This is a genomic window from Flavobacterium celericrescens, from assembly GCF_011392075.1.
GTDB classification, from domain to species: domain Bacteria; phylum Bacteroidota; class Bacteroidia; order Flavobacteriales; family Flavobacteriaceae; genus Flavobacterium; species Flavobacterium celericrescens.
This window is the reverse complement of the sequence record NZ_JAAJBV010000002.1, coordinates 260,414-285,204: the sequence shown is the minus strand read 5'-3', so window position 1 is coordinate 285,204 and position 24,791 is coordinate 260,414. Positions and strand designations below refer to the sequence as shown.

General features: G+C 31.3%; 19 protein-coding genes. All 19 read right to left on the bottom strand.

Annotated features, from left to right (window positions below; translation table 11 throughout):
- Positions 1 to 119: 119 nt before the first annotated feature.
- The 19 genes from G4L40_RS04010 to G4L40_RS03920 all read right to left on the bottom strand — a co-directional run bounded on the left by G4L40_RS04010 (position 120) and on the right by G4L40_RS03920 (position 24,782).
- Complete coding sequence (locus G4L40_RS04010; protein WP_166235869.1) at positions 120 to 971, bottom strand: tetratricopeptide repeat protein; 852 nt, start codon at positions 969 to 971, stop codon at positions 120 to 122.
- Positions 972 to 1,114: 143 nt separating this feature from the next.
- Positions 1,115 to 3,010, bottom strand: coding sequence for a DUF349 domain-containing protein (locus G4L40_RS04005; protein ID WP_166235868.1), 1,896 nt, complete (start codon positions 3,008 to 3,010; stop codon positions 1,115 to 1,117).
- Between the two features lie 176 nt (positions 3,011 to 3,186).
- Positions 3,187 to 3,942, bottom strand: coding sequence for a shikimate dehydrogenase family protein (locus G4L40_RS04000; RefSeq protein ID WP_166235867.1), 756 nt, complete (start codon positions 3,940 to 3,942; stop codon positions 3,187 to 3,189).
- 75 nt (positions 3,943 to 4,017) lie between these two features.
- Complete coding sequence (locus G4L40_RS03995) at positions 4,018 to 4,668, bottom strand: VTT domain-containing protein (RefSeq protein ID WP_166235866.1); 651 nt, start codon at positions 4,666 to 4,668, stop codon at positions 4,018 to 4,020.
- Positions 4,669 to 4,682: 14 nt separating this feature from the next.
- On the bottom strand, positions 4,683 to 6,077 hold the full coding sequence (locus G4L40_RS03990) for a tetratricopeptide repeat protein (RefSeq protein WP_166235865.1): 1,395 nt from the start codon (positions 6,075 to 6,077) through the stop codon (positions 4,683 to 4,685).
- Between the two features lie 160 nt (positions 6,078 to 6,237).
- Entirely contained in the window at positions 6,238 to 7,437 is a 1,200-nt protein-coding gene (locus G4L40_RS03985; RefSeq protein WP_166235864.1) for an aspartate aminotransferase family protein, read from the bottom strand.
- Positions 7,437 to 9,119 carry an OstA-like protein gene (locus tag G4L40_RS03980; protein ID WP_166235863.1) on the bottom strand — a complete coding sequence of 561 codons (1,683 nt, stop codon included), beginning with the start codon at positions 9,117 to 9,119 and terminating at the stop codon, positions 7,437 to 7,439. The genes G4L40_RS03985 and G4L40_RS03980 overlap by 1 nt, the downstream gene beginning before the upstream one ends.
- 115 nt (positions 9,120 to 9,234) lie before the next feature.
- Positions 9,235 to 10,506, bottom strand: a complete 1,272-nt coding sequence (locus G4L40_RS03975) for an adenylosuccinate synthase (RefSeq protein WP_166235862.1) — start codon at positions 10,504 to 10,506, stop codon at positions 9,235 to 9,237.
- 31 nt (positions 10,507 to 10,537) lie between these two features.
- Complete coding sequence (locus tag G4L40_RS03970) at positions 10,538 to 10,975, bottom strand: Fur family transcriptional regulator (protein WP_166235861.1); 438 nt, start codon at positions 10,973 to 10,975, stop codon at positions 10,538 to 10,540.
- 94 nt (positions 10,976 to 11,069) lie between these two features.
- Entirely contained in the window at positions 11,070 to 13,289 is a 2,220-nt protein-coding gene (locus G4L40_RS03965; protein ID WP_166235860.1) for a RelA/SpoT family protein, read from the bottom strand.
- A gap of 84 nt (positions 13,290 to 13,373) precedes the next feature.
- The gene (locus G4L40_RS03960; RefSeq protein ID WP_166235859.1) at positions 13,374 to 14,162 is read right to left on the bottom strand and encodes a TrmH family RNA methyltransferase; all 789 of its coding nucleotides are present in this window, start codon (positions 14,160 to 14,162) and stop codon (positions 13,374 to 13,376) included.
- 62 nt (positions 14,163 to 14,224) lie between these two features.
- Positions 14,225 to 15,517, bottom strand: coding sequence for an amidohydrolase family protein (locus tag G4L40_RS03955; RefSeq protein ID WP_166235858.1), 1,293 nt, complete (start codon positions 15,515 to 15,517; stop codon positions 14,225 to 14,227).
- Positions 15,518 to 15,519: 2 nt separating this feature from the next.
- The gene (locus G4L40_RS03950) at positions 15,520 to 18,540 is read right to left on the bottom strand and encodes an amidohydrolase family protein (protein WP_166235857.1); all 3,021 of its coding nucleotides are present in this window, start codon (positions 18,538 to 18,540) and stop codon (positions 15,520 to 15,522) included.
- 81 nt (positions 18,541 to 18,621) lie between these two features.
- A complete protein-coding gene (locus G4L40_RS03945; RefSeq protein ID WP_166235856.1) occupies positions 18,622 to 19,956 on the bottom strand; it encodes a DUF58 domain-containing protein in 1,335 nt (444 codons plus the stop codon).
- Between the two features lie 24 nt (positions 19,957 to 19,980).
- Positions 19,981 to 20,991: an AAA family ATPase gene (locus tag G4L40_RS03940; RefSeq protein WP_166235855.1), complete on the bottom strand. Its 1,011-nt coding sequence runs from the start codon at positions 20,989 to 20,991 to the stop codon at positions 19,981 to 19,983.
- Positions 20,991 to 22,136 (bottom strand): DUF4350 domain-containing protein, encoded by a 1,146-nt coding sequence (locus G4L40_RS03935; RefSeq protein WP_317163932.1) that lies wholly within the window; start codon positions 22,134 to 22,136, stop codon positions 20,991 to 20,993. The genes G4L40_RS03940 and G4L40_RS03935 overlap by 1 nt, the downstream gene beginning before the upstream one ends.
- A gap of 52 nt (positions 22,137 to 22,188) precedes the next feature.
- Positions 22,189 to 22,893 (bottom strand): DUF4129 domain-containing protein, encoded by a 705-nt coding sequence (locus G4L40_RS03930; protein ID WP_166235853.1) that lies wholly within the window; start codon positions 22,891 to 22,893, stop codon positions 22,189 to 22,191.
- The gene (locus G4L40_RS03925) at positions 22,883 to 23,821 is read right to left on the bottom strand and encodes a hypothetical protein (protein WP_166235852.1); all 939 of its coding nucleotides are present in this window, start codon (positions 23,819 to 23,821) and stop codon (positions 22,883 to 22,885) included. Before G4L40_RS03925 ends, G4L40_RS03930 begins: the two co-directional genes overlap by 11 nt.
- Positions 23,805 to 24,782 (bottom strand): stage II sporulation protein M, encoded by a 978-nt coding sequence (locus G4L40_RS03920; protein WP_166235851.1) that lies wholly within the window; start codon positions 24,780 to 24,782, stop codon positions 23,805 to 23,807. The genes G4L40_RS03925 and G4L40_RS03920 overlap by 17 nt, the downstream gene beginning before the upstream one ends.
- Positions 24,783 to 24,791 lie beyond the last annotated feature (9 nt).

Here is a 24,791-nt window from a genome sequence, read left to right as displayed (position 1 = left end):
TATATTTTAAATTTTTTTTTGTCTATTTTTTAATGCTAAAAGTATCTCTTAAGGGATTTTTTAGTGTTTTTTTTGTATTCACGAGGGTGACACTTGTGCTAGATGGTGATTCTATGTATTTATTTGCTCAGTTCTATTTCCATTTGGATTAGATTTTTTATGTATTGACTATCCGAATTAGCCCATTTTTCAACTTCAGCTTTCCATTTTTTAAAATTTACTTTATCTTTTATTTTGTAATATTCATATGCTAGATTATAAGCTGTTTCTTGTATGAAAACTTTTTCAGAACAAATTTTAGACATTGTTTTATATGTTTCAGCAACTTTTTCAAAATTAGCAGTATTTGTGTATGTAAAAGCCAATTCTTTGTATGTATAGCAATCTTTAGGATTTTGTGCAATTGCTTTTTTTAATGAAATTTCTGCCTTATCATATTTTCCTAACGCATTATATGAAAAAGCTAGCTCAGTTTGTAAACCTTTGTAGTTTGGATCAATTTTATCTGCTTTTTCTAAAAAAGTTAAAGCTTTTTCACATTCATTCCAGCCATTGTACATATAACCCCAATTATAAAGTCTTTCTACTGAATTTTCATCGCTTTTATAATTTTTTAGCCATTCTGGTGTCTTTTGAATATTTAATTCTTTGAATTTTGACTCTGGAATTTCAGCAATCGCAACACGATTTGGTTGTAATCTAGCTATAATAAAACCAGTTTTACTATTAACATCGTTTTCTACTCTATTGAATTTGCCTTTGTTGTCAATTTTAAATTTACCTTCGTAGTTTAAGGTTAAACCGGCTTGAGCATCAATATAAATGAAACCGAACATATACGTGCTATCTTTGTCCATTTGATAAGCCACCCATTTGTCTTCACATTGGACATTTCTTTTGTCAAATTTTAAAACATTTTGAGCATTGATTGAAAATGAGAAAAGAGTAAAAAAAATTATAAGATATTTCATGAAAAATCTGTTTTGTTTTTGGTAAGTGTATAAATTATTTTTTCAAATATACCCAAATCCCCACAAATCCAATTACAGAAAATCTGTACATTTTGTTAATTTTTAAACAAAAAAAATCCCAAGCTCTCACTCGGGATTCTATCTTACATATTTTTAATCTGCTGTAGTTTTTCTTTCCACAATTTCAAATCGTCTTTGTGGCGTTCAATGCTTTTTTGAACTTCTTTAATAAAAGGATTTTCACCTTTCGAACTACTGCTAATAAACTGAATATTGTTTTCTAATTGGAAAATTTCGCTTTGTATTTCGTCGATTTTTTTTCTAATAAAGAATTGCTCTTGTTCTAAAGCGCGTTTGTCGTCTCCTTCTGATAATTGCTCTAAACGGTTGCTAAAACGCATCATTTCAGTATCTTTTTTAGACATACTTAGTTTTTCAAACAAGGCATCTAAAATTTTATTGAATTTTCCTTCGATGTGTCTGCGGTTAAACGGCACTTTGCCAAATGTTTTCCAAGTAGCAATGTGTGCTTTTATCGCATCTAAATCGGCTTTATGCTCTCCAGAAAGTGTAAAATCTTTTAATTCTTCTAAAAAGGCTTTTTTCTTTTCAAATGCTTCTACTTCTTCGCTACTTTCAGCGTTTCTTGCTTCGTGCATTCTATCAAAATAAGCATTACATGCATCTTTAAAATCTTTCCAAATGCTGTCTGAATATTTACGAGGTACGTGACCAATCTTTTTCCAATCGTCTTGAATTTTCTTCATAATTGGCGTTGCAGTATTGAAATCGGTACTTTCTTGTAATGATTTTGCTTGTTCAACTAAAGCTAATTTTTTAGTCAAGTTTTCGTGTTGCTCGTGCTTAATATCTTTGTAAAACACGTTTTTGTGCACATTGAATGCTCTAACCGCATTTTTGAATTTTGCCCAAGTATCTTCAGTAACTTCCGCTGGTACTTTTCCTGCTTTGAAAAAGGCTTCGCGCAAAGCTTCTAACTTTTTAATTTGTGCTTGCCATCCACTGTGCGAATCGATTTTTTCGGTTCCCAAAGCTTCAATTTGAGCAATAATTTCGTTTTTAACGGCTAAGTTTTCAGTTTCTTTACCTCTGGCAACGGCATATAATGCTTCACGTTTATCGTGCATTTGTTTGGTAATTTCACTGAATTCGTTCCAAATTGCTTCTCTGTGTTCTCTGTCAACTGGACCAATTTCTTCTTTCCATACACGGTGTAACAATTGCAACTCGCGGAAAGCTTTCATAACGTCTTCTTCGTTTAGTAATTCCTTCGCTTTAGCAATAATGTGTTGCTTTTGTTCTAGATTGTTTTTTAAATCTAAATCGCGCGCTTCCTTGTCTAAATGCATTACATCGTAAAAACGCTCAGTGTGAAAATGATAATTGTTCCACAAGATGTTGTATTTATCTCTTGGAATCGCTCCAGCATTTTTCCAACGTTCACGAATGTCATTCGCTTTTTTAAACATGTCGCCAATGTTAGAATCACCTGAATCGATGAGTTGTTTTAACTCTTCAATCAACGCTTCACGAACCGCAAAGTTGTGTTCTAAATTATTTTGTAATTGTTTAAAATGTTTGGCTTTATTTGCTTTATAGTCGTTAAAAATTTTATCAAATTTATTTTTTAAAGGGAAATGGTACTCAAAATCAACACCTTCTTCGTTGTTTTGCGCATTGAATTCCTCTCTTTTTTCATCTATAAAATGATGGTATTTGTCTGAAAAAGCTTTTCTGATTCCTTCAGCATGATCTTTAATAGCCATTACTTTTTCATTTTCAACTAGTTTTTCTAGTTCATCTGTTAATTCTTCCATCGACAAGGCATCGTAATCCAGCATTGGGATTTCGTGCTTTTCTTTTATCGAATCATCTTCATTTTCTTCTGCATTCGAATTATCAATTTCTTCTAAAACTGATTGACTAATAATTGTAACATCATCTTGTTGTTCGATTTGTTGTTCAATTGGGTCTTGTCCGTCTGCGTTTTGCAGGTTATCGTGTTGTGCTTCTGACATTGTATAAATGCTTAAGGTTACTATTAAGGTGTGAAGATAGTAAAGCACTACGAAAATTCAAAAAAAATCGACTAATTATCTGTTATTTTCTTTGAAACGATATTTTTAGATAGAAATTAGGGCTTAACTTCGATACGATTTGATGTTTGTTAAGTAAATTTAAAGCTTAAAAACAACTACTCATTCCATATTTTCCAAGCTTTTTCCGCTTGAAATACTAGCATATCATAGCCGTTTTTAGTTTTTGCTCCCTGTTCTTTGGCTTTTTTCAAAAAAGTAGTTTCTTCTGGATTGTAAACCAAATCATAGGCGATGTGTTTTTTGGTAAACAAACTGTAGTCTAAATCTGGACAATTTTCAACATTTGGATGTGTTCCAACAGGAGTTGTATTGATGATAATGTGATATTCATCAAAAACTTCAGCATTTAAATCGCTATAACCAAATTGAAATTCGTCTGGAGTTCTAGAAACAAAATCATATTCAATTTTTAGTTTTCGCAGCGCATATGCAACTGCTTTACTTGCTCCTCCAGTTCCAAGTATCAATGCCTTTTTGTGATGATCTTTTAATAGTGGCGAAAGTGTTTTTTTGAAACCATAATAATCGGTATTGTAGCCTTTTAATTTTTTCTTTTTAGAAACAGTAACGCAGTTTACGGCACCAATTATTTTAGCAGTTTTAGAAAGTTTATCTAAAAGCGGAATGATTTCTTCTTTGTATGGAATAGTAACATTAAACCCCATCAAACCTTTTGTTTCATTAACAATTTTAGGAAATTCTTTGATGGAAGCTATATCGTAATTTTTGTATTCACAATTGTCAAAATGACCAATTTCAAATTTTTCGGTAAAATATTTTTGAGAAAAAGAATAACTAATGTTTTGACCAATCAGACCAAATTTTAGCTGTTTTTTATTTTTCTTTTTCATTGTGTGAGTTTTATGAATGATACTAATCAAAATTAGTTAGTATTTCACTATTTAATGTTAGGAGAATGTTATTTTTTAAGCAGTTTTTTCCTGATTTTTCTTTTTGAACAATTTAATAACAATTGGCAATACAGAGATAATAATTATGGATAAAACTACCTTTTCAAAGTTTTCTTTAACCCAAGGCACTTGACCTAAAAAATAACCTAAAAAGGTAATACTCGTAACCCAAATCACGGCTCCAGTAATGCAATACATGATGTATTTGTAATATTGCATACTACCAGCACCTGCAACAAAAGGCGCAATAGTTCTTACAATTGGAACAAAACGTGCCATAATAACTGCTTTTCCTCCATTTTTTTCAAAAAACTGTTCGGTTTGTGTGATGTATTCTTTTTTTAGAAAAAGTATTTTTTGTTTTTTCTTGATAAGACCACCAAATTTTTTTCCAACAAAATAATTGACATTATCACCTAAAAGTGCTGCAATTATTAGCAAAGGAATTATAATTGTCATACTTAATTGTCCAGTAGTTGCTGCAATTACTCCAATAGCAAAAAGCATTGAATCACCTGGCAATAAAGGCATTACGACAAATCCTGTTTCAACAAAAACAACTAAGAAAAGTATGAAGTAAATTAAATTATCGTATTGTTTAATTAATTCTTGAATTACGGTTAATGGGTCTTTTAGAAATTCTAATAAAAATTCAATTAATTCCATGTGTTTTTTGGGGACTATTTTTTAAATTTTGCAATTTGGTTTTGTACTTCTGTTCTTTCCCAAACAACTGGAAAATAATCTTTTAATACGGTTTTATTTTTGTAATTTAATCGCAATCCATTGTTTAAGTGGAAATTACCTTTGATGTTTTCATTGCTCAAAAAGTATAATCCTGCTAAGCGGTATTCGATTTCATATTCTTCTGGGAATAGGTTAGTGGCTTCTAACAATATTTCGATAGCGGTTTCAAATTCACCTAAAAATTGTAATACATCTGTCCAAAGTGTAAAAGTGTCTAGATTTACATCACCCGATTCAAATGCTTTTCTATAACCATATTCAGCTTCTTCAAAAAAGTGTAAAGCACTATTTACTGCTGCAAAGCGTTTCCAGTATAGCGGATTATCACCATCAATTCCAATGGCTTTGTTGACATAATATAGGGCTTTTTGGTAGTTTTTTTGACGAATATAAAAATCTGTGATGGCAATCCAACCTTTATCTAATAATGGATCTTCGTGAACTGTTTTTAAATAGAAGTTAAGTGCAAACTCAGCATTACCAAGTCGCTCGTAACATTTTGCCATACGCAATAAAACAAAAGAAGAAGGATCATCTAATTCAATTGCAATTTTGTAACAATCAATAGCTTCTTGGAATTTTTTTAGCTTTTCATACGATTTTGCTTTTTCCATTATCGCACCTAAAAAACTTTCGTCAATTAAAGTTGCATATTCGAATGCCCAAACTGCTTTTTCGTAGTTTTTTAAAGCGTAATATTGTCTTCCTAATTGATGCCAAGCAACTTCGCTGTAAGGATTTTTATCTATGAATTTGTTTAAATATACGATAGCTTCTTCGTTTTGGTCTAAGAAATCAAAGCAATATACTACGTTATATAATGCCGAATAATCTTCTGTATCTTCGTCTAAACATTTGATAAAATTTTCTTTGGCTAATTCTAAATTATCCATGAAAAGATATTCCATGCCAATCATCGAGTACACATCAGCATAATCATCAGTGTATTTAAGCGCGATTTTTAAAAACTCAATAGCTTTTTCGTGTTCATCTCTTTTAGAATGTATATTGGCTTTTTGGATATAGATTTCTTCGTTAGTAGGTTCAATAGCATACAGCTCATTTAATAACTTTTCAGCTATATCGAGTTTATCTTCATAGACTAACATTTCTACTTGAACCAATTTTAATCCAGTAGATTTTGGGTGTTGTTCTAAACCTAATTTTAGCGCTTTTTTGGCCAAATTTAATCGGCCAGTATCCATGTAATGAAGAATAATGTCTTCAAATTCTTCTGAATCAAAGAAAAAAACTTTGTTGGTTTTTAACATTGATTCGAATTTAGATAAGGATAAGCTGTTTTCTTCTTCTTCGTGACTCAAATTCATAGCGCTTTCTTTTTTGATTTATCCTTAATAAAGGTACTTATATTTGATGCAGGCATCAATTTGAAATGGAATTGTTTTAAACAATTTAATTAACAATTTTTCAAGTTTAAGAACAATTTCAATTACAAGTTCAAACAAAAATTAGTAATTGGAAAAACTATTAATTTCCTGACTTAATTTCGTTCGCAATCTCATTAAGTACCTCAATAATAATGCCACAACCTTTTCTAATTTCCTCATTAGTAAGTGTAAGTGGTGGTGTAATCCGAACCGCGCAACCTTCGAATAATAACCAGAATAAAATAAGACCTCTTTTATGACAGCGAAGTACAACTTCATTAGTGATTTCTGCAGTTTCTGTCATAGCGGCTAACATTAGACCACGACCACGTATTTCTTTTATTAATGGATGAACTAATAGACTTCTGAACAACTGTTCTTTTTCTAAAGCTTCTTGCATTAAATTGGTTTCAGTAACTTCTTGTAATGTTGCCAAACAAGCTGCCGCAATGACAGGATGTCCGCCAAAAGTAGTTATGTGTCCGAGTTTTGGATCATGACTTAATAAATCCATCATTTTTTCGGAAGCTGTAAAAGCACCAACAGGCATTCCGCCACCCATTCCTTTTCCCATTACAACCACATCAGGAATGACATCGTAGTTTTGAAATCCGAAAAGTTTTCCAGTACGACCAAATCCAGGCTGAATTTCGTCTAAAATCATAATAGCACCCACCTCGTCACAACGTTGGCGCACTTTTTTAAGAAAATCGTTTTGAGGTTCAATAAAACCAGCGCCACCTTGGATAGTTTCTAATAAAATTCCTGCGGTTTTTGTAGTAATTTTTTCTAAATCAGCTTCGTTATTGAACGTGATGAAATCTACATCTGGAATTAACGGACGAAAAATTTGTTTGCGTTCTTCAAATCCCATCACACTCATGCTTCCCATAGTATTACCATGATACGCATTATGACAAGAAATCAGTTGACTTCTTCCTGTAACTCTTCGCGCTAATTTTAATGCACCTTCAATAGCTTCCGTTCCTGAATTTACCAAATACGTTTTCGTGAGAGGATAGGGAAGATTTTCGGCTAATAATTTACATAACTCTGTTGCTGGATGTTGGGCATATTCACCATATACCATTACGTGAGAATAAGTGTCTAGCTGTTTTTTGATAGCATCGTTAACACGTTTTGGCTGATGTCCTAATGTACAAGCTGAAACGCCAGCTACGAAGTCTAAATAGGCATTTCCATCTGTATCAAATATATAGGATCCTTTTGCAAGAGCAACTTCTAGTGCTAATGGATAAGGTGAAGTTTGTGCTTGGTATTTAAAAAAATCGTCAATCATTATTTTGCCTTTTCTGATTTAGCAGGTTTCACGGTTTTATCTTTTGGTTTTGGATTTTTCTCGTCGTATTCCAACGTTTCTTTTTGAATTTCCATAGGTTTTTCTGCTTTGATAGCATTCTTTTTAGCTTCGATTTGTGCTTTTTCATCAATAGCTAATTCTTCTGCGGGGAAGATATCATCTTTGGATATTATGCGTTCATCGCCACGCCATACAAAACCTCTAAGTTTTCGAGCATTTTCGGGAAAATCTTTTTCAGGATAAATGAAGCTATCTGCTTTTGTGAAAAACGTTATGGTTTCAATTTTATTCTCGTTTAGTATCAAATTTATTTTACTACAAACGGTTTTATTGATTCCAATGAACTCGTTTGCGTCATTGTACATATAATAAATTACTTCAGCATTTTTAATGATATCAACTTCCTTTAGTTTTTGATCCACAAATCTACCATATAAGTTTTGCCCTTTAATTTGGTTATAACCATTAGTGCTTAATGAATCTTTTTGAATGATAAAAGCATTATTTAGTACTTTTAAGGAATCCAATTGCTCCGTTTTATTATTACCAATTAAGTGCATCACATCGCCAGTCATTTGATTGTTGTTGTTCCAAAGAATTGGTTTTCCGATGAGTTGGGTTAATTCATTTTTAGTACTTGAATGTAACGAATCACATTTTCCACTCATGTCGGTTTTATAAAAACGAACGTTGTTAAAAGCTCTAATGATTCGGTCATCTTTTGGTCCTGAAACAATGATTTTTTTTCCATGCATGAACATAGTATCATTTTCTACTAATGTTCTTATCAATGCTTTTTTAGTAAGCACCATTGAATCTTTTTTGGTTTCAATGTTTCTGTATAATTCTGCAAAATGTCCAGTAGCAATAACGTTATTTATGGTGTCGGTAATTTTTACATTGTTAATTCCTCTGGAATAATTTTTCTTTCGATCATAAAACAAATCATCACCTTCAATAATTTTGTTGTCGTAGGTGATTTTGGAGTTTTTGGATAATTTTCCAACATCATTTGTAGTATCATAAAAACCATTCTCGGTGTAAATTACATTTTCTTTACTAGTAATGGTTGATGGACCAAAAACATATGCATGACCAGAATTTTCATAAAAGTCAAGATGATTGGTCTTTATGGTTGATTGTGGGTTGGTAACGGTTACCGCGGTTGTAAATTGATATTTCTTTTGATCAACATAATAGCGACCTGCTTTACTTTTTAAAGTGTTTTCTTTGTTGCGAATTGTTCCAAAAGAATTGTAAAAAGCTTGTTGGTTTTTCTTGTCAAAATAAACCGTATCTGTTACTAGGGTTGACTCTGGTGAGCGCATCGAAACATCACCTGTTGCAAATGCAAATTCAATTTTTCCGTCATATTCTGCATATCTACTATTCAAAAAAATAGAATCACCTTGATTAATTTGTACATTTCCGAAGGCTTTGATATATTCTTCGTCTTTAAAATGATAAGCTTTATTGCAATTTATTTTGACACCATTATGAAGTACTCTCACGTTTCCTGTGAACACAATTGCACCAGGAATTTCAGTTTGATTCATATCAATGAAATCTGAATTTTCAATGATGATTTTTTTCTTTTCTTGTGCTAATGTACTAGCAATTGATAAAAGCAAAAATGTGATATAAAAAAATGTTTTTTTCAAGACGTGTTTTATTTTGAGCCAAATTTAAGTAAAAAGTAGAAATGCGGTTGTCTATTAAGATTTTTTTATCATTATAAGATAAAAAAAACGCTCTCTAAAAGAAAGCGTTTTAAAATTATTTGGTAATAGTTTGTTTTCTATCTGGTCCAACCGAAATTACTTTGATTGGCACCTCTACTTCTTTTTCAATGAATTCAATGTATGCTTTTAATTCTTGTGGTAATTCATCATACGCTGTCATTCCTGTTAAATCTGCTTTCCAACCTTTCATTTCGGTGAAAATTGGTGTTACATTTTCAGGTTCGATATTATATGGTAAATGCTGAATTTTTTGTCCTTTGTAGTTGTAACCTGTACAAACTTGTAAGGTGTCAAATCCAGAAAGAACATCGCCTTTCATCATGTATAATTGTGTGACACCATTTACTTGGACTGCATATTTTAAAGCAACTAAATCTAACCAACCACAACGACGCGCACGTCCTGTAACTGAACCAAATTCGTTACCTACTTTTGCCATAGTTTGCCCAGCTTCATTGAAATCTTCTGTTGGAAATGGTCCGCTACCTACACGAGTTGTGTATGCTTTGAAAATTCCGAAAACGTCTTTTACTTTGTTAGGCGCAATTCCTAAACCTGTACAAGCACCAGCAGCTGTTGTATTTGAAGAAGTTACAAAAGGATATGTTCCAAAATCAACATCTAATAAAGAACCTTGTGCTCCTTCAGCTAAAATTGATTTTCCTTCTTTTAAGGCTTTGTTTAAGTATTCTTCACTATCGATGAAAGTTAATTTTTTTAAGTCTTTTACTGCTTCAAAAAACTCTTCTTCCATTTCTTTTAAGTCATATTGTAAATCAACATCATAAAAAGCAATCATTGCTTCGTGTTTATCAGCTAAAGCTCTATAACGTTGTTTAAAATCTTCTAATTCTAAATCACCTACACGAAGTCCATTTCTTCCAGTTTTGTCCATATATGTTGGACCAATTCCTTTTAAAGTAGAACCAATTTTTGCTTTTCCTTTTGATGCTTCAGAAGCGGCATCTAATAAACGGTGAGTTGGTAAAATTAAGTGTGCTTTTCTAGAAATGAATAATTTAGCCGTAATGTCCATGTCGAATTTTGCTAAACCTTCAATTTCTTTTTGGAAAACTACAGGGTCGATTACCACTCCATTTCCAATTATATTAATTGCGTTTTTGTGGAAAATTCCAGAAGGAATTGTTCTTAAAACGTGTTTGATTCCGTCAAATTCTAAAGTGTGTCCCGCATTTGGTCCACCTTGAAAACGTGCAATAATATCATATTTTGATGTAAGAACATCAACAATTTTTCCTTTTCCTTCATCGCCCCATTGTAATCCAAGTAGTAAATCTACAGTCATTGTGTTGTTATTTATTATTTGTAGTTAGTTGTTATTGTTGTTTTTTTGTTCCATAGAAGTAAAGCGAATGTGTTTGAATGTCAATCCCAAACATTTCTTCCATGGTTTGTTTTATTTGCTGAATTCTCGGGTCACAAAATTCGATAACTTCACCAGAATCAGTCAAAATAATGTGATCATGTTGTTTGTCGAAATATGATTTTTCATAATGCGCTTGGTTTTGTCCAAACTGATGACGACGTACCAAACCACATTCCAATAAAAGTTCGATGGTGTTGTAAAGAGTAGCTCTACTTACACGATAGTTTTTATTTTTCATTTTGATGTACAAAGACTCGATATCAAAATGCTCGGTTGCATTGTAAATTTCTTGAAGAATAGCATAGCGTTCTGGAGTTTTACGATGTGCTTTTTCTTCTAAATATTTTGTAAAAACATTTTTTACAATTTCCTGATTTTTGTTTTCCATTGCTCTGTTAAATGAAATATTGGCAAAGATAGTGTTATTTTTGCATTGAATAAAACCCTAATTTGATTGATAGTGTTTTAGTTATTAACTTTTGTTAATTATTATAAACACGTGTAACTTTATCAATTCCATCTACTTTTTTGATATTATCAATCAGTTTTTTCAAGATGGTATTGTTTTGAACAACAACCGTAACTTGTCCGTTAAAAATTCCTGCTTCGCTACTCAATGAAATACTTTGAATATTCACGTTCATTTGACTTGAAATTACTTTGGTTAGATCATTTGTCAAACCTAAAATATCCATTCCAGTAATTTTTAGAACCGCTTTAAATTCTTCTTGAGAAGAATCAATCCATTTGGCTTGAATAATTCGATAGGCATAGTTAGATTGCATACTAATTGCATTTGGACAATCTTTTTTATGGACTTTAATTCCTTCGTTAATGGTTACAAAACCAAACACATCATCACCAGGAATCGGATTACAGCAGCTTGATAGTTTATAGTCTAATTTATCTTGTTCGGCTCCAAAAACCAACATGTCAAATTTCTTGCTGATTTCATTTTTATGGATTTGCTCAGGCTGAGATGTTGGTGAACGTTTAATGGTTTTCTTAAAGAAATTAACCAATGTGTTGCTTTTTTGAGCAGCATAATCTTTTAGTTGTTGGTTTTCAATTGTTCCAATTCCTGCTCTGTAAAATAAATCTAAACTAGTTTGTAATTTAAAAAAGTTAACAAGCTCATTAACTGTATTTTCGTTTAGTGTAATTTTTAAATGACGAAGTTTTCGTTCTAAAAGTTCTTTTCCGTCCTCGGCAATTTTTTTAGTATTTTCGTTTAAAACATTTTTTATTTTGTTTTTTGCTCTGGAAGTTGTTACATAATCCAACCATTGTGAAGTTGGTTTTTGATTTGCTGATGTAATGATTTCTACCTGATCACCGCTGTTTAAAACATGATTTAAGGGAACTAATTTTCCGTTTACTTTTGTTCCTCTAGTTTTTACACCAATTTCTGAGTGAATACTAAAAGCAAAATCTAATGAAGTTGCTCCTTTTGGTAACGATTTAATTTCACCTTTTGGAGTAAACACATAGATTTCTTTGGCATATAAATTCAGTTTAAAATCTTCTACAAAATCTACGGCATTGCTTGCTGAATTTTCTAATGCTTCTTTTAATTGGTTTAACCAAATTTCTAAACCATGTTCTTCAGTTGCACCATTTTTGTATTTGTAGTGTGCTGCGTAACCTTTTTCAGCGATTTCATCCATACGCTCACTTCGGACTTGAATTTCTACCCAGCGTCCTTTTGGCCCCATTACTGTAATGTGCAAAGCTTCGTAGCCTGTTGATTTTGGTGAAGAAATCCAATCGCGTAATCTACTTGGTGATGGACGATAATGATCGGTAACTACTGAATATATTTTCCAAGCGATGAATTTTTCATCATGTGGATTTGATTTATAGATGATTCGAAGTGCAAATTTGTCGTATACTTCATCAAAAGTAACACCTTGCGCCTTCATTTTTCTACGGATAGAATATATTGATTTAGGACGACCTTTAATTGTAAATTCTATACCTTCTTCATTTAATGACTTACTTAATATATCAGAAATTGTTTTGATATACGCATCTTGTTCTTCTTTGGTTTCCTTTATTTTACTTACAATATCGTTGTAAACATCTGGTTCAGTATATTTTAAGCCTAAATCTTCTAATTGTGTTTTGATGTTGTATAATCCTAAGCGATGGGCGAGTGGTGCATAAATGTATAAGGTTTCGGAAGCAATTTTGGCTTGTTTATAATCAGCCATACTTCCCATTGTTTGCATATTGTGTAATCTATCGGCAATTTTGATAATGATTACCCGAACATCATCATTTAAAGTCAATAACATTTTACGGAAATTTTCCGCTTGCATTGAAATTTCTTGATCGGTTTTAACTTTGGCAATTTTAGTTAAACCTTCAACCAATTGAGCAATTTTTGGGTTGAACATTTTTTCAATATCCTGAACCGTAATGTCCGTATCTTCTACTACATCGTGCATTAATGCAGCAGCAATGGAAGTGGCTCCTAAACCAATATCACGCGCAACAATTTTTGCTACAGCAATGGGATGGAAAATATAAGCTTCACCCGATTTTCTGCGTTGGTCTTTATGAGCGTCAACAGCTACATCAAATGCTTTACGGATGATTTTTTTGTCTTCATCAGTAAGGGTTTGATAACTGATGCGAAGTAATTCTTTATATTCTTGCGCAATGGCTTTGTTTTCGGCTTCTAATTCTATCGCTGTCATACATTTTCTTTAACCAACTAAAAGTAAGCTAATTTTTCTAATTGTGCAAATCTAGAAAATAGAAAAAAGAGAAAAGAAAAAAGACTAAAATCCGCGTTGTCTTTTGGCTTCGAATAACAAAATAGCTGCTGCAACAGAAACATTCATTGAATCGATTTCGCCTTGCATTGGAATGATAATATTTTTTGTGCTTTCTGTTCGCCATTTTTCAGACAAACCGGTAGCTTCTGTTCCAACAACTAAAGCAGTAGGTGTAGTGTAATTTTGCGTATGGTATTCCGTAGAATCTTGTAAAGTAGCTGAGTAAATATTGATATTATTCGCTTTTAAATACGCAATAACTTCTTCCGTAGTTCCAACGGCAATTTGTCGGGTAAACAAGCATCCAACGCTTGAGCGAACGATGTTGGGATTGTATAAATCGCTTTTTGGATTGGCGATAATCACAGCATCAATATTAGCGGCATCAGCGGTTCTTAAAATAGCGCCAACGTTTCCGGGTTTTTCCAAAGATTCTCCAATTAGAATTAATGGATTTTTTGAAAGTTTTAAATCGGATAGGGCTAATGATTTTGTTCTAGCAATGGCCAAAACGCCTTCGGTTGTATCACGATAGGCTAACTTTTGATAGACTTCCTTAGAAATTTCAATTATGTTTAACGGTTTCGTTGTTAAATCGTTTAATTGTTTTTCCGAAATGATTTCTGGTAAAAATAAAATCGTTTCTAATTCATAACCACCTTTTAGTGCTAATTCAATTTCGCGTTTTCCTTCAATTAAAAAAGTGCCCGTTTGTTTACGAACTTTTGCTTTTTCTTGCAATTGAACTAACGATTTAATAAAAGGATTTTGAACCGAGGTGATTTGTTTCATGAAATAGAAATTATAGTGCAAAAATACAAAAAAGCCTTTCAGTAAATGAAAGGCTTTTGGTCTTATTTTTTTTGTTGTTCGAATTTTCCTTTGTAACGTTCATACAATTCAGTGTGGTGACTTTGTAGGCTAATTTGTCTTCCATCAATAAAAGCGAATGAAATGACATTTGTTTTCATTTCCAAAGGATCTCCTTCAGAAATGAATAAAGTGGCACTTTTACCTGATTCCAAAGTTCCGTATTGGTTGTCAATCCCTAAAATTTTAGCCGTATTTTCTGTTATTAATTGTAAAGCTTGTTCTTTTGAAAGTCCCCAAGCGGCACAAGTTCCAGCATAAAATGGAAGATTTCTGGTTTGCATACGTTCCATATCGCCAGCGTTTTCTAATCCTACTAAAACACCTGCATCAACTAATAATTTTGCATTTTTATATGGTAAATTTACATCTTCATCTTCTAACAATGGCAAATCGTGTACTCGTTTTAATAAAACAGCAACATTGTTTTCTTTTAATAAAGTTGCAACTTTAAAAGCATAATATCCGCCTACAATGACCATGTTTTTTATATTGTTTTTCTTTTTAAACAATACCGCATCAATGATTTCTTTTTCCCCATTTACGTGAATGTATAATTTTTTTTCTCCATTTTGTATACCTTTCATTGCTTCAAAAGGGATATCTTTTTTGCTGTTTTTTGTATTTAAATAAGCAAAAGCATTATCAAAATAGTCTTGTATTGTTTTTATTTGTGGCTCATAATTTTTATTAGCTTCAATTCCTCCTGGTTCTGCCCACCAGCCAGTTCTTGAATAGCTTCTTGGCCAGTTTAGATGAATTCCATCATTTTCTTTGATGATGGCATCTTCCCAATTCCAAGCATCCAACTGAACAATTGATGAAGTACCAGAAATTCTTCCTCCTCTTGGTGTAATTTGAGCTAATAAAACGCCATTTGGTCTTGTGGTTTCAGTAACTACAGATTCGGTATTATAGGCAATAATACTTCTTACATGAGGATTGAATTCACCGATTTCACTTTCATCATCGGAAGCTCTTACTGCATCAATTTCAACCAATCCTAACGTTGAGTTTGGTGCAATAAAGCCAGGATACACATGTTTTCCAGCAGCTTCAATGATAATATCATGTTTGGCAGGTTTCATTAAAGTTGCATCTCCGATAGTTGCTATTTTTCCATCGATAATAGAAATTAAACTATTTTCAATAACTTCTCCATTACCTAAATGTGCTTTGGCTCCAATGATTAAAATCGATTTATTTTGCTTTGGAGCAGGCGTTTGTTGGGCAAATCCTAACAAAGAAATAAATAAAAGAACTATATATTTTTTCATAACTAGTTGTATTTGTAGTGAGACTCTTTACAATATTCGCCTAATGTATCACAATGGTAATGACCTGTTTCTTTTTTCTTTGGAGCTTGTGTTTTCATTCCTTTGTTTTTTGCGTCAAGCATTGCATTAATTAAGTCGGCTCTTTCTTTTTGAATTTGACTTAAAGTTTGATTTTCTTTTTCTAAATCATAGAAAATAATTCCGTCTATTATTGTTTTTTCAGCTTTTGTATAGATTGAAAGTGGACTTTCAGACCAAAGTACAACATCAGCATCTTTACCAATTTTAATACTTCCTACTTTGTTATCTATTTGAAGAATTTTTGCAGGATTTAAGGTTACAAAATTCCAAGCTTGTTCTTCAGTTACATTTCCATATTTTACAGTTTTTGCAGCTTCTTGATTCAAGCGACGTGACATTTCTGCATCATCAGAATTAATTGAAACGCTAACGCCTTGGCTTTGCATAATGGCTGCATTATATGGAATAGCATCATTTACTTCAAATTTATATGCCCACCAATCAGCAAATGTAGAACCCGCTACACCATGTGCACTCATTTTATCAGCTACTTTATAACCTTCTAAAATGTGTGTAAAGGTTTGAATTTTGAATCCATAACGTTCTGCTAATTTCATCAACATATTGATTTCCGATTGCACATATGAGTGACAAGTGATAAAACGTTTTTTAGCTAAAATTTCGCCTAAAATTTCCATTTCGATATCAAATCTTGGCATTTTTTTATTTTTACCTGATTTGTAAGCATCCCATTCATTTTTATATTCGATTGCTCTAGTGAAATAATCTTCATAAACTTGTTCCACACCCATACGCGATTGAGGAAAACGATTACGAGCATTATCACCCCAATTCGATTGTTTTACATTTTCACCTAAAGCGAATTTGATATACTTTGGTGCATCTTTTACTAACATTTCATCTGGTGAATAGCCCCATTTTAGTTTAATGAATGCTGCACGGCCTCCTATGGGATTAGCAGAACCATGTAACAAGTTAGCCGAAGTAACACCACCTGCTAAATTTCTATAAATATTAATATCATCTGAATTAACAACATCTTCTATAGTTACTTCTGCCGAAGAATTTTGTCCTCCTTCGTTTACACCATTTGAAATAGCAATGTGTGAATGTTCATCAATGATTCCAGCAGTTAAATGCTTTCCAGTTCCATCGACTACTTTTGCTCCTGAAGCAGGTAAGTTTTTACCAATTTTGGCAATTTTTCCATTTTGAATTAAAACATCTGTTTCTTTTAAGATTCCTTCTTTTTCTCCAGTCCAAACGGTTGTGTTTTTGAATAAAATTGTTTCTTGTTTTGGTTTTTCCTTAGTTCCAAAGGCAATATTTGGATAAGTAACTGCATACATTGAAGGAACTTTTAGTTCTTCTTTTTTGGCTTCTTTTTTCTCTTCAGTATTTACAATTTCTTTTTTAATGGCAGTCCAAGTGGTTTCGTTTCCATTTTCTAAAACTGCTTTTCCTTGTATTTGACCTTTTATAAAAGTCCCAGAAAGTCTCACAAAATTTGCCTTTGTAGTATCTTGGTTTTTGATAACTAAATTAACCCAAGGATCATTAAACTGAATTTTTGTTCCATAATTGATACTATCTCTACTAATTTTAGCTTCAAATTTTGAATTTTCACCTTCAATTTTTAATTCAAATTTCTGATTTTCAAAACTTAAATCATAAGTTCCTTTGATATCTGTTGGATTTATTTTATCAATGATATTTCTGTTACCTTGAACCCAGTTTTCAAGAATAGTATTTTTTTCGTCAAATAAATCTCCTGAAACAATAATAAAATTAGCTAATTTTCCCTTAGAAATAGATCCTACTTTATCAAATTGATTGACCAATTTCGCTGGATTTTCGGTTAAAGCTTGTAATGCTTTGTCTTTTGGTAGACCATACAAAACAGCTTTTCTTAAATTAGAAAGAAATGATTTTGTATCTTTTAAATCAGCAGACGTTATGATGAAAGAAACATTGTTTTCTGCTAATATTTTCAAATTAAAAGGCGCTTGATTCCAAAATTTCAAATCACTCAAGCTTACTTGTTGTGCTAAATAGGGGTCAGAAACATCATAAGCATCAGGAAAATTCAAAGGAATTATATAAGTTGCACCTGTTTTTTTGATTTCGTCGATGCGTTCAAATTCGTTCCCGCTTCCTTTGATTACGTATTTTACTCCGAATTCATCGCCTAATTTATCTGCTCTTAATGCATTTAATTTATCCCCAGCGTTGAAGATTTGTAATAAAGATTTATTCGCGTTAAATGCTTCTAATGATAAATCTTTATTAGCAGTATTTCCTTGTGCATACCATTTTGCATCATGAAAAACTTGACGAATTAAAGCCATACTTCCCATCATTGAAGATGGATAGCTTTGTTTTGTGAATTTACTTCTACTAAACGTAAAATGCTGAGAAACTTTCTCTTTTATAATTCTATCAGCATTTGTAGCTTTATCATTTAAGGTCCAAAAAAGGCCAGTTCCAGCGATTACACCATCATTATGATGACTTAATATTGAACCAAAACCAACTTCTCTTAAATTTTCGGCAGCTTTTTCGTCGTAACTTAAGTTTTCATAAGCATTATATTCAGGTTTGATGTGATCGTTCCAATAATAGCCTTCACGATTAGTGTCGTATTGTGGTGTAAAGTTACCATTTGGCCTAGCTGTAGGTTTATTGATGCCAAATTCGCTATACAATTCAATGAATGATGGATAAATTGTTTTTCCGGTTGCATCAATAATAGTAGCTTCTTTTGGTATAACTATTATAGTTCCTACATCAACAATTTTGTTTTCTTTGATGAGTAATGTAGCTTTCTCTATTTTTTGAGTAGCCGAAACATAAATAGTTGCATTGGTTAGTGCAAAATAGTTTTTGAAACTTTGTTTTACACCATCATTTTTAGGAAAATACTCTTGGGCATTCACTGAAAAGGAAAGCAAGAATACTAACAGTAAAGATAAGTATCTCATGTTTTTTTGTTTAGTAAAGGCTAAAGATAAAAATTATCTCAGTATAAAATAAATAGAATTGGAATTTAACAATTGTTGTAATTATAGAATTCCTCTTGCTTTAATTTCAAGATATTTATTTATGGTATCTAAAGTCAAATGTTCAGGTTGTGTTAAAACCGAATAGATGCCATATTTTCTTAGTTCGTTAACAATTAATCGTTTTTCGAAAGCAAATTTTTCAGCAATTACTTTATCATAAATTTCTTGAACGTTGCTTGCTTTTTGGTGTATAAGCTCATCTAGTTCTGTATTGTTAAAAAAGACTACTACAAGTAAATGATTTTTTGCAATTCCTTTCAAATAGGGTAATTGTCTGTATAATCCGTCTAAAGTTTCAAAATTTGTGTAAAGCATTATTAAGCTACGTTGATTAATATGCTTTTTTACATCTACATACAAACGGCTAAAATCACTTTCAAAGAAATCTGTTTTTATATTGTATAAGTTTTCCATGATTTGTTGCATTTGACTTTGTCGTTTTTCTGCAACCACACGATTTTCTACTTTTTTAGAGAAAGCAAACATTCCTGCTTTGTCTTGTTTTTTAAGAATTACGTTTGACAATACTAAAGTAGCGTTTATGGCATAATCTAATAAACTTAATCCATTAAAAGGCATTTTCATTACACGCCCTTTATCAATAATCATATATACATTTTGCGATTTTTCATCTTGGAATTGATTTACCATTAATTGGTTTTTCTTTGCAGTTGCTTTCCAATTGATAGTTCTCAAGTCGTCTCCTTGTACATATTCTTTGATTTGTTCAAATTCCATGGTGTGCCCAATTCTTCTAATCTTTTTTAATCCATATTGAAATAAATTATTAGAAAATGCCATCAAATCATACTTTCTTAATTGCATGTAGGATGGATATGTTGGTACCATCTGATTATTATCAAAGGTAAATCTACGACTGATTAAACGTAGGGGAGAAGCTACATAAATATTCAGGTTTCCAAAAGAATATTCGCCTCGTTCAGTAGGCCTTAAAAAGTATTTGTAATCGTCTTTTTCCTGTGCTTTTATTCTTCTTTTTACTTCAAAATTTCGTTTTTGAAATTGAAAAGGAATTTCGTCAATAATTTTTAAATAAACTGGAAATGTGTATTGATTGTTTAATGCTATTCTAATTTCGTTTTCATCTCCATTGGACAGTTTTTCTGCCATGTTTCTTATACCAATTACTTTTTTGTTGGATGCAAAAAGTAATAAAATGTCAATAACAGAAAAAGCAATTAATATGTACAATAAATACCAAGCTGCATTGTAAAACATAGGGAAAAAGTAAGCTATAGTAAATAGCAAAATGATTCCTATCAGACAATAAAAAAGGAAGTTATTGAGATAAAGTTGCTTAAAAAATTGAACCATTGGTTGAAATTATATTGTAATTAATTATCTTGGAATTTCTACTGAATCTACAATTTGTTTGATGATTTCGGTACTTGTAATTCCTTCCATTTCGCGTTCTGGAGTGACTACAACTCTGTGTTGTAAAACAGGAATTGCCGCGTCTTTAATGTCATCAGGTGTTACAAAATCTCTTCCTCTCAAGGCTGCAAAACCTTTGGCTGCATTTAAAATTGCAATTGAGGCTCTTGGAGATGCTCCTAGATATAAAAAGGCATTTTCACGTGTGTTTAAAACAATTTTTGCGATGTATTCAATTAAATTTTGCTCAATTAGAATTTGTTTTACCAATTCTTGAAAATCAAGGATATGACTTTGCGAGATAATGGTTGCAATAGCGCTCATTTTATCACGACTTTGTAATTCATTTTCTTTTTGAATGATATGAATTTCTTCAGCTAAGTTTGGATAATCGATGTTGATTTTAAACAAAAAACGGTCTAATTGCGCTTCAGGTAAACGATAAGTTCCTTCTTGTTCGATTGGATTTTGAGTTGCGATTACTAAAAATGGTCGGTCCAAAACATAAGTTGTACCATCAGCAGTAATTTGGCGTTCTTCCATAACTTCAAAAAGAGCAGCTTGCGTTTTTGCCGGAGCACGATTGATTTCGTCAATTAATACAAAATTGGAAAATATTGGACCTTTTTTAAACTCAAATGTAGATTTTGATAAATCAAAAACAGATGTACCAATAATGTCTGAAGGCATTAAATCAGGAGTGAATTGAATGCGACTAAAATCTAAAGACAAAGTTTTTGCTAAAAGTTTCGCACTGATGGTTTTTGCCACACCAGGAACTCCTTCTAATAAAACGTGACCGTTTGATAAAACTGCTACCAAAAGTTGATCAATCATTTTATTTTGACCCACAATTACTTTAGCAATTTCTGCTTTTACTTTTTGAACATTTTCTTGTAACGGTTGTAAATTGATACGTGCTTCAAAATTTACATTTTCGTTTTGTTCATTATTAGTTTCAAAATTATTTTCCATTATAAATTGATTTTTTCTAGTAGTTCGTTAAAAGTAATTAATTCTTTTTCAGTTGTTTGTGATTGATTTCTGATTTTTTTAATCATCCTTACCACATTTTCAATAGCTATTTTATCTTTTCCTGTTTTTTGATGCAGTCTATTGATAAATGTTTCATCCAAATTAAAAGTATCAATATAATATTCATTTCTAATTTTTTCGAGTAAGAAAACGATTTTCTTTTCGGCAATATTTTGATGATCTTTTTCTTGATAGTATAAGTTTCCTATGGTTTTTGTAAAATCTATGGTAGTATTTTTCAATGGTTCTTTAATTGGAATAACGCGTTGTCTTCTTTTAGCATTAAAAATCATGAAGATTATTATACTGATTAATCCTAAATACCAAGCCCATCGTAAAGCAGGTTGGCTTAAGATGTAGCTCAAAGGCGAATCAGCTAAGTTTTGATTTTCATATTGATTTACATACCAATAAATTTTATCTTTAGGTGAAATGTAGCCCAAAACATCTTGAGTGTATTTTGCATTATCTTTTAATAAATAATAATTAGTAAACGCAACAGGCTGTAAATGCAAATAAAAAGCACCATTTCTATAAGGGATTCTAATGAAATTTGCATGACTTTTTCCTTGTGCATCTATTTGAGTTCCCAAAACAGTTGTGTGAGTTGAATCAATTTTTGAAAAATAAACATCATTTACTTCTTTATTAAAATAAAAGTCATCTGCTTTTGGATTGTGTGCTATTTTAAACTGAACAGAATCCATAAAAGTAGCACTTTGCATTATTTCGAAATGTAATGAATCTGCTAATTTTTCCGGAAATTGGGTATTGCTTAAAAAGGCATTATTGCCATGGCTTACAAAATATAATAGTTCATCTACAGAAATATCATCTATGCTAAACGTATTGTCAATGTGTAAAAATGTCCCCGAAATATCATAAATGGAGTCTTCAATGTTATAATTTTTATCAAAAAACTCATAAGGTGTTTCTCCAAATTTGGTAATTTTTTGTGGATTAAAAATGTTTTTACTTTCATTATCAAAAACATAAAGTCCAAAGGGAATTTTTTCTCTTAATGAATAACTTGGTCGCCAATCGATAGGCTTCTTTTTGTTGGCATCAGCAAAGATGATTCCCACCAAAATGAGAACTAAAAGGAAAATATATATTTTTAAGCTTCTTGGCATTGTATTATTTGGCTATTAGTTTTAAAAAAGATGCTTCAATTTTTGAAAAATCAATATTGTCTATTTCAAATTCTCCATACCAGCTGTATTCATATACATAGGATAGAAATTGAAACTCTTTTTTTAAAGTTTCATCTTTAATTTCGTTAAGATAATCTCCGTTGGTTTTTTCAATATCCCATTCAATTTTTCCTTTATCTGTAAGCGATTTTAATAGCCATAAATAATAATAGCGAACAGCTAATCGATAATTTTTAGAAGATATTGAATTTGTAATTATGGTTTTAAAATCTAAAGTATGAATGTTCTCTTCTTCGTGTTCAGAAACAGTGATTTTCTTTGCAGATTTACTAAAAATCCATCCACCTTCTTTGTTTATAATGATTTTTACAATCATATATACCACAAAAAGAATCACTAAAATAGCCAAAATTTTCATTAAAATTTCAAGTCCGCTCAGTGTTTTTTCTGAGCTACCAAAACTAAATAAACGCTCAAAAAAGTTGCCAACAGCTCGCCAGAAACGTTCCCAAGCCGAAGAATCAACTGAAGTTATTTTTTCTTCATAATTAAATTCTTCATCGTTGTATTTTTCTTTTAAATTACTAAATTTTCTTGATTGATAAGGTATTGAATCAAGCGTACTTTGGGCAAAAGCAAAACAGCTTCCCAAGAAAAGGATGGAATAAAAAAATAATTTATTCTTCATTTGTTCCTATTGAATCGATACTACTAATTACACTAATATTTTCTTGTTCTTCTCTAATACTATAATAAATTATACCTTGATTGATTAAGATTATATTTTGCAATGTATAATTGAATAGAATTGAAATAATCATGATTACGGTTAACATAATAGTTACAAAAGAAAAAGCTTTTTCTGGGTTTTGTTCCATACCTTCAGGGTTAACCAAAATGGAAGCTATTCCAATAAAATAAGGAACCATGATTAGAATTCCTAATGTAATTTGTACAATGGTTTGCATTACAAAGTTTGATCCTATTACTGGCCAAAATTTACTTCTTAATAATTCATATCCTTTAATTAAGGCTTCAAAATAGCCAGCATCTGTAGAAATATAATGGTAGTAGGATAATGAAATCCAACTTGTATATGCAGGAATAAGTATAAACAATAACGGAATACCAATGATAACAAAAACTAATAAAAAAGTCAATGCCATTATTATGAAAAGAATCGGTATGGCTACAAAAATTGATAAAATGTAGAAAAGTATGGTTTTCCCAATTTTACTTTTGATGTATTGTATAAGATTTTGTGTGTTTCGGTCTTGATTTTCTTCTATTAATTTCAGATAAGCAACAGGATAAATGTAATTAATAAGTGAAGCTAAAATAATTAATAAAATCATTCCAAAACCAAATCCAATAAATAGCGGTAAATCTGATAAAATTGTATTTAGAAAAGCTTCGTCATTATTTGTTCTTGCTGCTGTAAATGCTCCATCAAGGAAAATTTTCATGAAAAAATAAAGAATTACTACAAGCAATAACAGAAGACCACCATTGATGATGAAGTAATTTTTGAAATAATTTTTTCCTTCTAACTTAAACAAATTAAAAGTATCACCAACAAGTGCACTAAAGTCTCTTTTTTTATATAGTTGGAACATTATTTTTAATTTTATTATGAACAATAAATGGGTAAACTAAGTAATAAAAACTTATTAGCGATAGTGTAACTAAGATTATTCCAATACTTAAAAAAGTAGGCATTTCCATTGAGTATCGAGTTATATATCCTTCTAAAAAACCAGCCGCAAATGTGAATGGCATAGTGCTTAAAAATATTTTAAAACTATTTTTGAATCCAATTTTAAAAGAGTTCATTCTAGAGAATGTTTTTGGGAATAAAATACTGGCTCCTAGAATAAATCCTGCACCGGCTTCAATTACAATTGCAAAAATTTCCATTGATCCATGAATCCAAATGCCACGAACACTTTCCCAAAAAACACCACGTTGGTAAAAGAAATATTGAAATGAACCAAGCATTATAGAATTTTGCATCAAAATATAAAAAGTTCCAATTCCTAAAAAGATGCCAAAGAAATAAGAGAGCGCTCCAACACGCAAATTATTTAAGGTAATGCCAATAAAACTACCCCAATTACTCCCTGATTTATATACCGCAACAGGATTTCCATCCTCAATATTTTCTAGTGTCATGTTTACATACTGGTCGCCAAGTATGAGTCGAACAAAGTTTTCATCATTATGGGCGGAAACAACACCGATTGCCGTTAATAATCCAAAAAGAATGAATGCGTATAAAATATACCTGCGATATTCATAAACTAAAAGAGGCACTTCAGTTCTGAAAAAATAAAACAATCTATTTGTCTCAGTCCTTTTAGTTTTATAAATTTTTTGATAGGTTTGTGCAGCTAAATGATTTAGATAAATAACGGTTTTACTTTTTGGATAATACGTTTGTGCGTATGACAAATCATTAACCAAATGTATATACAGATGCGCCAAGTCATCTGGATTTTTTTTAGCTTTACCAAAAATAGCTTGTTCAAATTCAAGCCATTTTTCTTTATTTTGTTTAATGAATGCAACTTCTCTCATGAATTGCTA

Coding starts and splice junctions, on each gene's coding strand:
- G4L40_RS04000 (WP_166235867.1), bottom strand. CDS start 3,942: ATGAAAAAGAAAAATAAAAAACAGCTAAAATTTGGTCTGATTGGTCAA.
- G4L40_RS03970 (WP_166235861.1), bottom strand. CDS start 10,975: ATGGAAAACAAAAATCAGGAAATTGTAAAAAATGTTTTTACAAAATAT.
- G4L40_RS03955 (WP_166235858.1), bottom strand. CDS start 15,517: ATGAAAAAATATATAGTTCTTTTATTTATTTCTTTGTTAGGATTTGCC.
- G4L40_RS03960 (WP_166235859.1), bottom strand. CDS start 14,162: ATGAAACAAATCACCTCGGTTCAAAATCCTTTTATTAAATCGTTAGTT.
- G4L40_RS04010 (WP_166235869.1), bottom strand. CDS start 971: ATGAAATATCTTATAATTTTTTTTACTCTTTTCTCATTTTCAATCAAT.
- G4L40_RS04005 (WP_166235868.1), bottom strand. CDS start 3,010: ATGTCAGAAGCACAACACGATAACCTGCAAAACGCAGACGGACAAGAC.
- G4L40_RS03990 (WP_166235865.1), bottom strand. CDS start 6,077: ATGAATTTGAGTCACGAAGAAGAAGAAAACAGCTTATCCTTATCTAAA.
- G4L40_RS03950 (WP_166235857.1), bottom strand. CDS start 18,540: ATGAGATACTTATCTTTACTGTTAGTATTCTTGCTTTCCTTTTCAGTG.
- G4L40_RS03975 (WP_166235862.1), bottom strand. CDS start 10,506: ATGACTGTAGATTTACTACTTGGATTACAATGGGGCGATGAAGGAAAA.
- G4L40_RS03985 (WP_166235864.1), bottom strand. CDS start 7,437: ATGATTGACGATTTTTTTAAATACCAAGCACAAACTTCACCTTATCCA.
- G4L40_RS03930 (WP_166235853.1), bottom strand. CDS start 22,893: ATGAAGAATAAATTATTTTTTTATTCCATCCTTTTCTTGGGAAGCTGT.
- G4L40_RS03925 (WP_166235852.1), bottom strand. CDS start 23,821: ATGTTCCAACTATATAAAAAAAGAGACTTTAGTGCACTTGTTGGTGAT.
- G4L40_RS03965 (WP_166235860.1), bottom strand. CDS start 13,289: ATGACAGCGATAGAATTAGAAGCCGAAAACAAAGCCATTGCGCAAGAA.
- G4L40_RS03920 (WP_166235851.1), bottom strand. CDS start 24,782: ATGAGAGAAGTTGCATTCATTAAACAAAATAAAGAAAAATGGCTTGAA.
- G4L40_RS03940 (WP_166235855.1), bottom strand. CDS start 20,991: ATGGAAAATAATTTTGAAACTAATAATGAACAAAACGAAAATGTAAAT.
- G4L40_RS03995 (WP_166235866.1), bottom strand. CDS start 4,668: ATGGAATTAATTGAATTTTTATTAGAATTTCTAAAAGACCCATTAACC.
- G4L40_RS03945 (WP_166235856.1), bottom strand. CDS start 19,956: ATGGTTCAATTTTTTAAGCAACTTTATCTCAATAACTTCCTTTTTTAT.